10 protein-coding genes are annotated in these 13173 nt (G+C 67.6%); 2 read left to right on the top strand and 8 right to left on the bottom strand.

Features of this window, described 5'->3' with window-relative positions; all coding sequences use genetic code 11:
- Nucleotides 1-199 precede the first annotated feature (199 nt).
- On the top strand, nt 200-1045 hold the full coding sequence (locus tag ACZYZE_RS16355; protein ID WP_463908896.1) for an SDR family NAD(P)-dependent oxidoreductase: 846 nt from the start codon (nt 200-202) through the stop codon (nt 1043-1045).
- Between the two features lie 16 nt (nt 1046-1061).
- Here the strand turns inward: ACZYZE_RS16355 and ACZYZE_RS16360 are convergent, their stop codons facing one another.
- From ACZYZE_RS16360 to ACZYZE_RS16375, 4 genes are all read right to left on the bottom strand, one after another.
- On the bottom strand, nt 1062-2858 hold the full coding sequence (locus ACZYZE_RS16360; protein ID WP_463908898.1) for a sensor domain-containing protein: 1797 nt from the start codon (nt 2856-2858) through the stop codon (nt 1062-1064).
- A gap of 143 nt (nt 2859-3001) precedes the next feature.
- Entirely contained in the window at nt 3002-5104 is a 2103-nt protein-coding gene (locus tag ACZYZE_RS16365) for a putative bifunctional diguanylate cyclase/phosphodiesterase (protein WP_463908900.1), read from the bottom strand.
- Between the two features lie 140 nt (nt 5105-5244).
- Entirely contained in the window at nt 5245-7437 is a 2193-nt protein-coding gene (locus tag ACZYZE_RS16370) for a sensor domain-containing protein (RefSeq protein ID WP_463908902.1), read from the bottom strand.
- 153 nt (nt 7438-7590) lie between these two features.
- Nucleotides 7591-8748 (bottom strand): glycosyltransferase family 4 protein, encoded by a 1158-nt coding sequence (locus tag ACZYZE_RS16375; protein ID WP_463908904.1) that lies wholly within the window; start codon nt 8746-8748, stop codon nt 7591-7593.
- Nucleotides 8749-9074: 326 nt separating this feature from the next.
- On the opposite strand from ACZYZE_RS16375, the gene ACZYZE_RS16380 reads away from it, so the two are divergent.
- Nucleotides 9075-9449: a hypothetical protein gene (locus ACZYZE_RS16380; RefSeq protein WP_459320144.1), complete on the top strand. Its 375-nt coding sequence runs from the start codon at nt 9075-9077 to the stop codon at nt 9447-9449.
- Here ACZYZE_RS16380 and ACZYZE_RS16385 read toward each other — a convergent pair.
- From ACZYZE_RS16385 to ACZYZE_RS16400, 4 genes are all read right to left on the bottom strand, one after another.
- Nucleotides 9446-9697: an NfeD C-terminal domain-containing protein gene (locus tag ACZYZE_RS16385; RefSeq protein ID WP_498049667.1), complete on the bottom strand. Its 252-nt coding sequence runs from the start codon at nt 9695-9697 to the stop codon at nt 9446-9448. The genes ACZYZE_RS16380 and ACZYZE_RS16385 overlap by 4 nt on opposite strands.
- Nucleotides 9694-11130 (bottom strand): flotillin family protein, encoded by a 1437-nt coding sequence (locus tag ACZYZE_RS16390; RefSeq protein ID WP_459320145.1) that lies wholly within the window; start codon nt 11128-11130, stop codon nt 9694-9696. Before ACZYZE_RS16390 ends, ACZYZE_RS16385 begins: the two co-directional genes overlap by 4 nt.
- Nucleotides 11131-11327: 197 nt before the next feature.
- The gene (locus ACZYZE_RS16395; RefSeq protein ID WP_459320146.1) at nt 11328-12170 is read right to left on the bottom strand and encodes an HNH endonuclease; all 843 of its coding nucleotides are present in this window, start codon (nt 12168-12170) and stop codon (nt 11328-11330) included.
- 166 nt (nt 12171-12336) lie between these two features.
- Entirely contained in the window at nt 12337-12981 is a 645-nt protein-coding gene (locus ACZYZE_RS16400) for a TetR/AcrR family transcriptional regulator (protein ID WP_463908907.1), read from the bottom strand.
- Nucleotides 12982-13173: the final 192 nt, after the last annotated feature.

Raw genomic sequence — 13173 nt, forward strand, 5'->3', positions numbered from 1 at the left:
CCACAGCGCCGATGGTACTGCACCCGGGAGGGTGTGGGAGAGTAGGTCACCGCCGGACACTATTTACAAAATAGTGGTCGAGAGCCTCCAGACACAGTCTGGAGGCTCTCCCGCATTTAACCCCCCACCCAAAAGCGGAACACAAGCCGGCCCGGCGTCGTTGTACCAGTGCCACCCTCCTCCCTTCGAAGGACTTTTTATGACCCAGCGGACCATCGTTATCACCGGCGCCAGCGACGGGATCGGCGCGTCCGCCGCGCGGACCCTGAGCAAACAAGGGGACCGCGTGGTGGTCGTCGGGCGGTCAGCGGAGAAGACCGAGAAAGTTGCGAAGGAGATCGGCGCGGACTATTTCGTCGCGGACTTTGCGGAGCTGGCCCAGGTGCGCCAGCTTGCGGCGCAGCTGAAGGAGAAGTACCCGCGGATCGACGTCCTGGCCAACAATGCCGGCGGGATCCTGGGCAAGCGCGAGCTCACCGTGGACGGCCACGAGAAGACCTTCCAGATCAACCACCTGGCACCGTTCCTGCTCACCACCGAGCTGATGGACGTGCTCACCGCCAGCAACGCCACGGTCATCAATACCGCCAGCGCCGCCAACGGCTTCGGCAAACTGGACGTGGAGGACCTCAACGCGGCCACGGGCTACTCCACCAACCGCGCCTACGGCACCGCCAAGCTCGCCAACATCCTCTTCACCAGCGAACTGAACAACCGCTACGCGGCGGAGGGTATCACCACGGCGGCGTTCCACCCCGGCGTCGTGGCCACCAATTTCGCGGCCGATTCCACGAGCCCCATGCGGCACGCCTACAAGACGATTCTGAACCGTTTCCTGCTGAGCCCCGAACAGGGCGCCGACACGCTGCTCTGGCTCGCCACGGCGACGCCCGGGCAGGACTGGATCTCCGGGGCCTACTACGCCAAGCGGGCCCTCGCGAAGGCCAACAAGCAGGCGTACGACGCGGAGCTCGCGCGGGAGCTGTGGGAGCGCAGCGAGGCGCTGGTGGCCCTGGATCTCGACAAGCTCGATCAGCGGGGGTAGCCGGGGGTAACCGGAGTCAGCGCGCGGCGTCGACCCTGTCGATCGCAGTCAGGGCGCTTTCCATCGTCCCGGCAAGCTCACTGGCCGGGGCCGGCTTCGCGAACAGGTAACCCTGCAGCGAGTCGCAGCCGCGGTCCATCAGGTACCTGGCCTGGGCCGGCGTCTCGATGCCCTCGGCAGTGACCTTCAGACCGAGGTGGTGCGCTGCGTTGATCATGGTGGCAAAGAACGGCAGCTGTTCCTGGCCGGTCTTGATCATCGCCACAAAGGAACGGTCGATCTTGACCATGTCCAGGGGCAGCTCCTTGAGCCGCCCCAGCGAGGAATAGCCCGTCCCGAAGTCGTCCATCGCGATCCGCACCCCGGCTTCCCGCAGCTGGCGCAGCTGGCGCAGGATGTCGGACCCGGCGTCGAAGAACACACTTTCGGTCAGTTCCAGCGTGAGCTGGCGCGGGTTCACCCCGGTGGCGGCCACGATTGCGAGCACGTCCGTGCCGAAGTCGCGGTTCTGGAACTGCAGGCCCGAGACGTTCACCGCGACGCTGTGCGCGGCGTCGCCGGCGAGCCAGGGGCGGATCTCGGCGCACGCGCGGCGCATGACCTCGTCGCCGATTTCGCGGATGAGCCCGCTCTGCTCCGCGACGGGAAGGAACTGATTGGGCGGGACCAGCCGGCCGTGCCGTTCCCAGCGCGCGAACGCCTCGAACTGCACCACCGAACCGAGGCCGGGCGACACCACGGGCTGGTAGTGGACCGAGATCTGGCCCAGCTCGACGGCGTGGCGGAGCCCGGTCTCGCCGTCGGCCTTGTGCGCCGCCGTGTTCAGCATCGCCGGCCGGAACCGCAACCAGGTGTTCTTGCCCCCGGACTTGGCCGCAGTCATGGCCGCGTCCGCCTGCCGGAGCAGCTCGGCGCCGTCCAAAGTGTTCGCCGTCTTCGAGGCCAGGCCCATGCTCACGCCGGGCCGCACCACGGAGCCGCCGGCGCGCAGCGGCTCGTACAGGGACTCGGCGATCCGCGTGGCCACCGCGTCCGCGTTGAGGCATTCGGTCAGCAGCACCACAAACTCGTCGCCGCCGAGCCGGGCCACGGTGTCGTGCGGGCGGACGCAGTTGCGCAGCCGGCTTGCGACCTCCACCAGCAGTTCATCCGCGGACGAGCGTCCCAGCATGTCGTTGAGGCTCTTGAAATCGTCCAGGTTCAGCAGCAGCACATCCACCGGGTCCGGCCGGCGCAGGGCCGCGGCGAGGCGTTCATTGAACAGGGTCCCGTTGGGCAGTGCGGTGAGCGGATCACGCAGCACGCCGGCCTTGAGCTCGTCGTCGTGCTCGGCAAACGCCGCGGGAACGGCGGGGAAAGCAGCAGCAGTGCGACGGCGGGGCGCCCCGGCGTCTGCCGCGGCGGCGGCGGCGTAGCCCGGGCGGCCGTCCGATGACGGAACCGGACGGTTCACCGTGCCGCGGACCGACAGCGCGACGGACGGGGGACCGGAGCCCGTGGCCGCCTGGGCTGGAATCAGCGAGCACATGATTTCGACCGGCAACTCGGAGCCGTCGGCGCGGCGGCCGGAACCGGTGAAGGCCTGGGAGAGGTGCGCCGCGGTGGCGCCCACACCGGTCAGGACAGCATGGAAGTCCTCACGCGAAGCCTCGGCCAGCAGCAGGCTGTGGTCGGCGCCGATGAGCTGGGTGCGGGAGTAGCCGAAGAGCCGCTCCGCGGCTGTGTTCAGGAAGGAAATGGACCCGTCCGGGTCGAGGACCAGCAGTGCATCCGGGCTGTGTTCCAGCAGTAGTTGTGCGAACCCTGAGTCCATGATGTTTTGCCTGCCCCCACGCGACGGATACGGATTGCCGGCACCTTGCGAAGAACATGGTGGGCTGCGCTTCACAAATCATATGCCGTGCGGCCCGCTGCGGCGTGATGCGCATCATGCCGCGGCAGAATGTTTCAGCACGGTTATCCCGCCAGCGGGATGCCCTCGAGCGCCGCGATGGCCGCCACCGAGTTGCGGATGGCGAGTTCGCGCCGGGATTCGGGCTCCGGGCGGGAGAACATAAAGCCCTGCAGGGCATCGCAGCCGTGGTCCATCAGGTAGCGGGCCTGGGCCGGCGTCTCGATGCCCTCGGCGGTGACTTTCAGGCCCAGGCTCCGGGCCATGTGGATCATCGAGGTCAGGATGGGCAGCTTCTCAGCGCCGGTACGCAACATGGAGACGAAGGACTTGTCGATCTTGACGATGTCCACCGGGAGCTCCTGCAGCCGGCCCAGCGAGGAATAGCCCGTCCCGAAGTCGTCCAGGGCCACCCGGATCCCGGCGCTGCGCAGGCCCTCCAACTGCTGGATGACGTGGGAGTGGGCATCGAAGAACACACTTTCCGTCACCTCCAGGATCAGCTGGTGCGGATCGACGGAGCTCCAGGCCGCGATGTCCAGCACCCGCTCCGCGAAGTCGCGGTGCTGCAACTGCACGCCGGAGACGTTCACGGCCAGGGTCCGGCAGGGATCCCCCGAGAGCCACGGTGACAGCTCGGTGCAGCTTCGCCGGAGCACCTCGGCCCCGATGTCGCGGATCAGGCCGCTGCGCTCGGCGGCCTGGATGAAATCGTCCGGGGCCATCAGCTGCCCGTCCCGCTCCCAGCGGGCCAGAGCCTCGAACTGCACCACCTCGAGCTGCTCGGTGGAGACCACCGGCTGGTAGTGGACCATGATCTGGCCGAGCTCGACGGCGCGGCGCAGCCCCGCGGTGAGCTGGGTGCGTTCCAGCAGCGCGGCGAGCATTTCCGGCCGGAAGTGCACGTAGCAGTTTTTGCCGGCTTCCTTGGCCGCATACATGGCCAGGTCAGCCCGCCGCAGCAGCTCCGAGGACGTCATGGTCCCCACCTCCCGTGAGGCCACCCCCAGGCTCAGGCCCGGGCGCATCAGGGTGCCCTCGATCGAGACCGGGGCATTCAGGGTGGCGACGATCCGCTGCGCGACGGTGTCGGCGTCCCGGCAGTCGACCAGCAGGACCACAAACTCATCCCCGCCCAGCCGCGCGACGGTGCCGTGGGGACCCACGCACTGCTGCAGCCGCCGGGAAATTTCCACCAGCATCTCGTCCCCGGCGTGGTGGCCGAGGACGTCGTTGACCTCTTTGAAGTCGTCCAGGTCCAGCAGCAGCATGTGGACGGGCCCGGGCGTGAGCAGCGCGGCGGCGGCGCGTTCGTTGAAGAGCATCCGGTTGGCCAGGCCCGTCAGCGGGTCCTGGAAGGCCAGTTCCTTGAGCTTGTCGGCCTGTTCGGCGAGTTCCTCCATCGCCTGGCGGGCCTGGTCCTGGGCGTTGCGGCGCGAGGTGATGTCGCGGAAATTCCAGATCCGCCCCACGATTTTGTCCGCCACCTTCTGCGGGCGTGAGAAGAGTTCCACGGTGCGGCCGTCCTTGAACTCCAGCACGTCATGGCTCTGCATCACCCGGTCCGCGTGCAGGGCGGTGACCTTCGCCAGGAAGTACGCCGGATCCACCAGCTGCTCGGTGATGAAGCTGACAAGGGCCATCGGGTCCTCGGCCGCGATGATCTCCGGCCGCATGCCCCAGAGGTTCAGGTACTGGTCGTTGATGCCGGTGATCAGCCCCTCGCTGGAGACCACAACAATGGCGTCGGCGGTAGTTTCCAACGTGGCGTCCAGCAGGGAGACAGCCAGACGGCGGCCGGAATCGGTGTCTTCCCGGTGGCTGCCGTCGCGGACGGCGACCGCCACGGCAGTGCCGCCGTCGAACGTTACAAGCGAGCAGGTGATCTCCAGGGCCATTTCGGTGCCGTCACTGCGCCGGCCTGCCGCCGCGAACGGGCGCTTGCCGGCCAGGCTGCCCCGGCCAAGCCGGCCGAGGACGCGGAGGAACCCGCCGCGTTCGTCCTCGGAGAGCAGGATGTTGTGCTGGACGCCCAGGAGCTGATCGCGCCGGTAGCCGAAGAGGCACTCCGCCGCCGAATTCACGAACGCGATGGTTCCGGCCGCGGTCAGCAGCAAAAAAGCATCGGGACTCTGCTCCAGCAGGCTCTCTTCATTCCCAGATCCCATGGCGATACCGGCCCCCCAAAGCAACGGATGTCAACAAACCCGGCGGCGACGCCGCGGGCAATGCGTTTCACTGAATCATAGGGTGCCCGGGCCCCGTGTCCAGCACCTCGGCATCCAGTACTTTGATGCGCGCTTCCGGGTCACCGGTTTCCGGAGACCCGGCCGCCCCGCAGCCCGGCGAAGGCCTGGGCCGATCGGGCGATAGCGGGCCCCAAAGCGGACCCGGGTTCGGGGCCGGAGAACAGGAAGCCCTGCAGGGAATCGCAGCCCAGGTTCATCAGGTATTCGGCCTGTGCCGCCGTCTCCACACCCTCCGCGGTGACGTTCAGCCCGAGCCCGTGGGCCATACCGATCATGGCGCTCAGGATCGGCAGCTTCTCCGTACCCGTGTGGATCATGGAGACGAAAGACTGATCGATCTTCAGGGTATCCACGGGCAAATCCTGGAGCCGGCCCAGCGAGGAGTAGCCGGTGCCGAAATCATCCAGCGCCACCCGCGCCCCGGCGTTGCGGAGAGTGGTGAGCTGCTGGATCACGTGGCAGTCGTCGTCGAAAAACACACTCTCGGTGACTTCCAGCACCAGCTGCCGCGGATCAACCCCGCAGGACGCCGTCACCGCCAGCACCAGCTCGGCAAAGTCGCCGTGCTGCAGTTGCACGCCGGAGACGTTCACGGCAAGGGAACGGGTGGCGTCTTCGGCGAGCCAGGGCTTCAGGTCGGTGCAGCCCTTGAGCAACACCTCGGTGCCGATCTCGACTATCAGGCCGCTGCGCTCGGCGGCCGGAATGAATTGCTGCGGCGGGACGATCTCGCCGTCGCGCTTCCAGCGGGCCAGCGCCTCGACCTTCACTACGACGCCCAGCCTGATGGAGACGATCGGCTGGTAGTACACCTCGATCTGGCCGCTGTCCACGGCCAGCCGCAGCCCGGACACCATCTCCGTGCGCTGCACGAGGGACTTCATCATCTCGGGACGGAACCGCAGGTACCGGTTCTTGCCGGCGGCTTTAGCGGCATACATCGCGACGTCGGCGCGGCGCAGCAGTTCGGAGGCGCCGGTGTCCTCGCCGATCGACGCCAGGCCGAGGCTCAGGCTGGGCCGCAGCATGGTCCCGTCGATCCAGAGCGGCGTCCGCAGGGTCGCGACGATCCGCTCGGCGACGGCCTCGGGATCCGGTGAGCCGACCAGGAGCACCACGAATTCGTCACCGCCCAGGCGTGCTACAACGTCGTGCGGGCGGACGCAGGTGCGCAAGCGCCGTCCCACCTCGATCAGCATCTGGTCACCGGCGTGGTGGCCGAGAATGTCGTTGACTTCCTTGAAGTCGTCAAGGTCCAGGAGCAGGACGTCGACGGCGGTGCCGCACGGCCCGCGCAGGGCGGCCGCGAGGTGGTCGTTGAAGAGCTGGCGGTTGGACAGGCCGGTCAGGGGGTCCTGGAAGGCAAGGGCTTTGAGCTGGGCCGCCTGCTCGGCAAGATCGGCCATGGCCTTGGTGATCTGGTCCTGCGCGATCCGGGTAGGGGTGACGTCGCGGAAGCTCCAGACGCGGCCGACCACTTGGTTCGCGACCAGCTGCGGGCGGGAGTAGCGTTCAAAGGTCCGGCCGTCGAGGAAATCCAGGACATCATGGCTTTCCGCCACGGGATCGGCGTAGAGCGCGGTGACCCTTTCGATGAACTGGGCGGGGTCCTTGAGCTGGTCCAGGACGAAGCCCAGCACGGCGTCGTCGTCCTGGGTGGCCAGCAGTTCCCGGGGGATGCCCCACATCGAGACGAACTGGTTGTTGACGCCCGCGATCTGGCCCTCGGCGCTGACCACGAGGATGCCGTCGGCAGTGGATTCCAGCGTGGCGCTCAGCAGGGACATGGCCTCGCGGAGACCCGCGTCCACTTCCGTCCGGTGGGAGGTGTCCCGGACGGTGACGGCCATGCAGATGGGTTCGGCGGGGGTGGCGGGGTTGGCGTTCCGGTCCGGGCGCAGGCCTACGCCCTGGCGCGTGGTGAGCAGGGCGTAGGTCAGTTCGCCCTGGAACTCGGTGCCGTCGCGGCGCAGTCCGTAGGCTTCCACCGGCGGGAGGCCGGCGGGGTCAGTACCGGCGTCGAGCTCTTTGCGGAGGGCGAAGAACAGGCGCTGGAAACCGCTGCGGAAGCCCTCGGCCAGGAGCATACGGTGATCCTGGCCCACCAGCTCGGCCCGGGTGTAGCCGAACATACGTTCCGTTGCGGCGTTGACCAGGAGGATGGTGCCGTCTTCGGCGACCACCAGGAGGGCGTCCGGGCTGGATTCCAGCACTGCCTCGGGGCTTGGTGCCGGGCGCGGGGAAGCCGTCACGCGGCTGCCGCCCTACGAATGTGAGACCACAGATGTTCCATTGAGACAGTCCTCCCCTCAGGAAATCATAGGGGTCTCAAGGGGACACGGAGACCAAGCCGGGGCCCGGGCGTTTCAGCGGGGTGGCCGCGCAGGCCAAAACGCGCGGGGCGGTCAGCGGTGGTTGAGTGCGGCGCCACGGCGACTGTGGCCGGCGGTGCTCGCCGAAACCACCTCACGGTAGTGCAGGACCAGCTCATCGCCCAGCGCCGACCAGGTTCGGCCCTGGACCGAAGCGTGGGCCGCCGCGGCGAACGCACGGCGCTTGGCGTCGTCGCCCATCAGGTCCATCACCCGGGCCCGCAGTGCGGCGAGGTCGCCCGGCTCGTAGAGCCAGCCGGTGCGGGAGTTCTCGACGAGGTCCAGCGGCCCGCCGCGGCCCGTGGCCACCACCGGCACGCCCGAAGCCATGGCCTCCTGGATGGTCTGGCAGAAGGTCTCGAACTCGCCGGGGTGGACAAAGAGGTCGAAGGAGGCGATGGCACGGGCCAGCTCCTCGCCGCCGAGGAAACCGGTGAACACCGCGTCCGGCAGGGCCGACTCGAGGGCCCGCCGTTGCGGTCCGTCGCCCACGATCACCAGCCGGGTGCCGGGCACATCGGCCAGCACCGCGAGGTCCTGCACCTGCTTTTCGACGGCGAGCCGGCCCACGTAGCCGATGATGCGCTCGCCGCCGGGAGCAGCGGAAGCCCGCCAGCCGTCGTCGCGCTTGGCCGGGCAGAACCGTTGTGTGTCCACGCCGCGCCGCCACATTTCAACCCGTGGAATGCCGCGGCCACGGAGCTGGTTGAGCGCGAAACTGGAGGGCACCAGGGTGCGGGAGGCCAGCAGGTGGATGTTCTCCACCCGGTTCCAGGCCCAGTTCTCCAGGAACGGGACCCCGTAGCGGCCGGCATAGCCGGGGACCTCGGTCTGATAGATGGCTATGGTGGGGATCCCCAGCTGGTGCGCGGCCTGGGCCGCCCGCCAGCCGAGCACGAACGGTGACGCGAGGTGGACCACGTCCGGTGCGTATTCGGCAAGGATTCGCTTGACCCGATAGACACCGCCCATCGCCACGCGTACGTTCGTGTAGCCGGCCAGCGGAACCGAGGGAAGCCGTTGGACGTACGCGCCGTAGACCTCGTCCGGGGCCTCGTTGTCCTGGGTGGACGGCGCGATGACCAGCACCTCGTCCCCGCGCTCCTGGAGATGCTCCAGGACGCGCAGGATTGAGTGCGTTACCCCGTTCATCAGCGGCAGGAATGATTCGGCCACAATTGCGATCCTCACCCCTCCACGGTGCGGGGGCCGGCTGTCGGTGTGGGGTCAGGCGTGTGGCGGGGGAGGGAAGAGTGGGTTAACAGGGCGGGATCTGGGGTTGGCCACTGGGCGTGTCCTCCTGTGGTGCTGGGTGGCCGCCCCGCCCGCTGGGCATGCCCTCCGGCCGGGCGAAGGGCTGGACATAGTCCCTGTATGCCCTTTCGTTGCAGCGAAGAATGGGCATGTCCACCTCTGCCGCTGCTGCGAGGCCGCCCCGCCCGCTGGGCATGCCCTCCGGCCGCGCCAATGGCTGGACATAGTCCCTATGTGCCCTGTCGTTGCAGCGAAGAATGGGCATGTCCATCCTGGCCACCGCGTCGGCGCCCGCACCCCGACCGCGGCCCCTGATGCTCCGGGGCGCGGCCGTCGATTCGCCAGAGATGGCCGCTAAACCACCCCGCGAAGCGGCCAAGTACGGCAAATGGGTGCAGGCATCACCCGGTGCGGATCAACAAATCGGCCGTAAAATTGGAGCCAGGGGTGTTCCAGAAATGTCCGGATCGATCGTCGTCTTCCTGATCCTCGTGGCCGCCGTCGTGCTGCTGGGTGTGGTCCGCACGGTGGTGGTGGTCCTGCGCGACGGACGCGGCCGGAACCCGCGGGAGCCCTCTGAGCCGCCCTGGATGGCGGGCAATTTGCCGAGCGTGCCGTACTCCGTGTGGCGCCTTTAACCGCGGGTGTCTTTCCTCAGGACATCCGGGAGCTCATCAACGTAGACGGTCTGCGGCGGCTCGTAGTAGATGACCAGGACCTCCTCGCCGACCGCGAAGACGCTGGTCTTGTCGAACGGGTGGGCGTGGAACGCGCTGGTTCCTCCACGGAACGGCATCATGACTTCGCCGATGGTGCCCGGCCCGATGCGGCCGGTGACCCGTCCGATCCTGCCGGTGAGGCTCCGGTCAACGTCCCTATGCATCATGCATCCGGCGCTTTCGGGGGCCGCTTTGGATCCTCCCGGACGTTCCTGAGGGACGATCTGAGTGCCGGAAGGTAATCGCCGACCTGTGCCAGGATTCCGCCGATCATCTTGTTGATGCCCTCGCCTCCGTTGAGGACGGTCAGCTGCCCGACATGGGCAAACGGTTCGGCTGCTGCCGCGATGATGGCCGGCATGTTTTCCGCCAGCTGCTGGGAAATGACGGCCTCCTGATTGGTTCCCAGGGCTTCGGCGCGTGCCTTGATGCCGTCCGCCTCGGCCAATGCCTTGGCTTTGATGGCGGAGGCGGCTGCATCACCGCGGGCCTTCGTGGCCGCCGCCTCCGCTTCGCCGGTCACCCGGGTGGCTCCGGCCGCGGCCGCCGCCGCCGTGGCATTGGCCTGGGCCTGCAGCTCCGTCCGCCTGGCGTTGACCTGTGCTTCGAGTTCCGTGCGCCGGGCCAGCGCTTCGGCTGCGCTGATGTCTGCGGCCTTCTGACCTTCGGCGTCGGTGCGCTTGGCATAGGCTTTGGCATCCGCCGGCTTCCGGACGCTGGTCTGCAGTTTCTGTTCCTCACGGTCCGCCTCGAGCTTGGCCACTTCAGTCTCCTGGACCACCACCTGCTGGCGGGCTGTCGCGTCGGCGAGGGGCCCGGCCTGGGCTGCTTGTGCCTTGGCCCGTTCCGCGTTGGCCTGTGCCACGGATTGCCGGATGGCAGAGATACTCTGGGCATCAGCAATCAGCGCCTCCGCTTCCGCTTCCTTTTCCGCCGCCTCACGGTTCCTGGTGGCCTCGGCGATCCGCGCCTCCATTTTGACCTGGGCGATATGCGGTTTGGCGATGTTCTCGATATACCCGGTGGGATCCTGCAGGTCCTTGATCTGCAGGGAATCGACCACCAGGCCGAGCTTTTCCATTTCAACGCCACTGGCGCTGCGGACTTGTGAACCGAGCTTGTCGCGCTCGCGGATGATTTCCTCCATGGTCATGGAGCCGATGATTGAGCGCAAGTGCCCTTCGAACACGTTGTAGACCTGGCTTTCCATTTTCGGCTGCTGCCCGAGGAACCGCCGCGCGGCGTTGGCGATGAAAGGCGGAGCGTCCCCGATCTTGTAGATGACAACACCTTCGACAATCACCTGGATGCCCTGCGACGTCACGCAGGAGACTTTCAGTTCGGTTTCATTGAGGGTCAGGGACAGGGTCCTGACTGTCTGCAGCCCGGGAAACACGAGTGCCCCCTTGCCTGTGACGATTTTGAAGTCCATGCCTTCCCGGGTGTTCAGCGTCCCCCGCGTCAGGCCGGAGATAATGAGGGCCTCATTGGGCTCGGCTACCTTCCACATCAGCTTGGTGGCCAGCCACAGGACGCCGACGACGATTGCCGCCCCGATGAGCGTGGCCAAAAGCGGGAAGAAGGCTGACAAATCCGGCATAACCAGGTCCTTTCACGATGCTGGAAAAGGTGTTGCAGCAACGCCCCCAACGATGCAGCTGATAGAACCCGGCCGGACGAGAACATGGAAGTGCGGGGCCGCCAATCCAGCTGTTGTAGACAGTCTGATGTGCTCCCCGCCGCAAAGTCCAGCGATTGGATGATGCGGGCACCCCGGGGGCAATGGCAGGAGCGGGGCTACTGCGGCTCCAGCATCCGCCGGGCCGCCCGTTCCGCTTCCAGCTCCCCGGGAGACACCGTGGATCCGCGCAGGAAGCCGGCCCCGGCGATGATCCGCCTCAGCTCGGCGACCGTCCGCGGTGTCCCCACGCCCTGGTGGGCCATGGCATGGCAGTTGGCGCAGAGCGGCACAAGGTCCGTGATGGGATCCAACTCGTAGCCGCTGCCGAGCTGGGAGGCGGGCACGAGGTGGTGGATGTGGATGAAGTCCTTGCCGATACCGCCATAGCTGATCTCGAAGGAGAACCCGCAGGCGGCGCAGGTGGTGCCGTGGTGCGCGATGCAGGCCCGCCGCGCTTCCGGACTGCGCTCGTACCGGTTGACCTGGACCCGGGCGACGGCGCCTTCCGGGTAGGTGCCCGGTACTGGTTGCGTGGGGTCGGGACCGGGACGAGGCCCGAAGCTACCCCACAGGGCGCGGATGTTTGCCTCTTCGGCGGGATCGACGGCCTGGCCGGAGCCGTAAACGCTGCCCCACAGGACTGCCGGCGCAGCCTCCTTGAGGACGTCGACGGCGATCTGCTCGCCGAGGGGGAGGAGGGCGTCGAAGGCCACCTGCACGTACAGGCTTGTCTCCCCGGGCTCCGGGCGCTCCGAGACCACGGCGCCGTGGCCGATCAGGCCAAGCCCGTGCCTGCCCTGCAGCAGCAGCCAGGCGTCCGCACCGGCGGGGATGCTCCGGTGGCGGCCCACACTCCACGGCTCCACGAACAGTCCGGTCTCGGCGACGTGCCCGACGATGGCGGGGTAGTTCCATGCGTTCCAGCGGTCCGGGTTCCAGCCCAGGATTATGGCGGTCATGGGGCCATTCTCGCAGGACGGCTGCCGCCGGCGCGGGCTATTGGACGGGAACGGCCGCTAAGCGGGGGTGCTTAGCGGCCGCGATTCGCCACAGATGGCCGCTATGAGGGGATCATGGCGGCCATCTGTGGCGAACGGGCGGGTCCAATCGCCGGGGTAAGCCCAATCAGCTGCCCGCGACGGCTCCCGCGACGGCCCCGGCGGTCAGGCGGCACAGCCGGCCGTAGCGGTCCGCCAGTTCCTCGGGCGTGAGAGCGCCGTCGATCCGGTACCACTGGGCCACGCCGGTGCACATGGTGGTGATGGCGCGGCTGGTCTCGCGGGGGTGGGGTGCGTCGAGGATCCCGGCGGCCACACCGTCGTCGATGATCCCGCTCAGCAGGGCCTGCTGGCGGTCGCGGGCCGCGATGTGGTCCGCCCTGGCCGATCCCTCGAGGCTGCGGATCTCGCTGAGGGCGATGAAGGCGAGTTCTCCCCGGTGTGCGTGGAACAGCGTGAGACAGCGGACCAGCCGGTCAAACCGGTCCAGCACGGACTGCGGACCGTCGGCCAGGGCCGCCGTGCTCCGGGTCCACAGCTCCAGCATGGCTTCGGCGTCGAGCGCCACAAGCAGCGCCTGTTTGGACGCGAAGTGATGGTAAAGGCCGGGGACCGAAAGGCCCGCCCGGGTGGCGATCTGGCGGATGGTGGTCCCGTGGTAGCCGTTTTCCATGAAGCAGGCCAAAGCGGCGGCCAGGACCGGGCGGAGCGCAGGCGGAGAGAAATCCTGCCACCCTCCGGCGGTGCCCGCCGTCCCGGTGCCCGCAGTCACCGTGCCCGCTGTAACGGTTGCCGCCTCCGACGCCGTTGAATGTGTGACACCTTGTCCGCCCATGTCCCCATGACCCCTTGCCGTAGTTGTGTATCTACACTATATTCGATGAAACCGAGCGAGCGCTCGGTAAAGTAGAAATCTAAGTCACAAAGAGATTCACTGACCTCTGTTCAACGAAGAAGAGACTCA

It is taken from the genome of Pseudarthrobacter woesei (genome assembly GCF_055412745.1).

What these genes read in the sequence shown, in the direction of transcription:
- ACZYZE_RS16355 (WP_463908896.1), top strand. Translation starts at nt 200, where the DNA reads ATGACCCAGCGGACCATCGTTATCACCGGCGCCAGCGACGGGATCGGC.
- ACZYZE_RS16360 (WP_463908898.1), bottom strand. Translation starts at nt 2,858, where the DNA reads ATGGACTCAGGGTTCGCACAACTACTGCTGGAACACAGCCCGGATGCA.
- ACZYZE_RS16365 (WP_463908900.1), bottom strand. Translation starts at nt 5,104, where the DNA reads ATGGGATCTGGGAATGAAGAGAGCCTGCTGGAGCAGAGTCCCGATGCT.
- ACZYZE_RS16380 (WP_459320144.1), top strand. Translation starts at nt 9,075, where the DNA reads ATGTCCATCCTGGCCACCGCGTCGGCGCCCGCACCCCGACCGCGGCCC.
- ACZYZE_RS16385 (WP_498049667.1), bottom strand. Translation starts at nt 9,697, where the DNA reads ATGATGCATAGGGACGTTGACCGGAGCCTCACCGGCAGGATCGGACGG.
- ACZYZE_RS16390 (WP_459320145.1), bottom strand. Translation starts at nt 11,130, where the DNA reads ATGCCGGATTTGTCAGCCTTCTTCCCGCTTTTGGCCACGCTCATCGGG.
- ACZYZE_RS16395 (WP_459320146.1), bottom strand. Translation starts at nt 12,170, where the DNA reads ATGACCGCCATAATCCTGGGCTGGAACCCGGACCGCTGGAACGCATGG.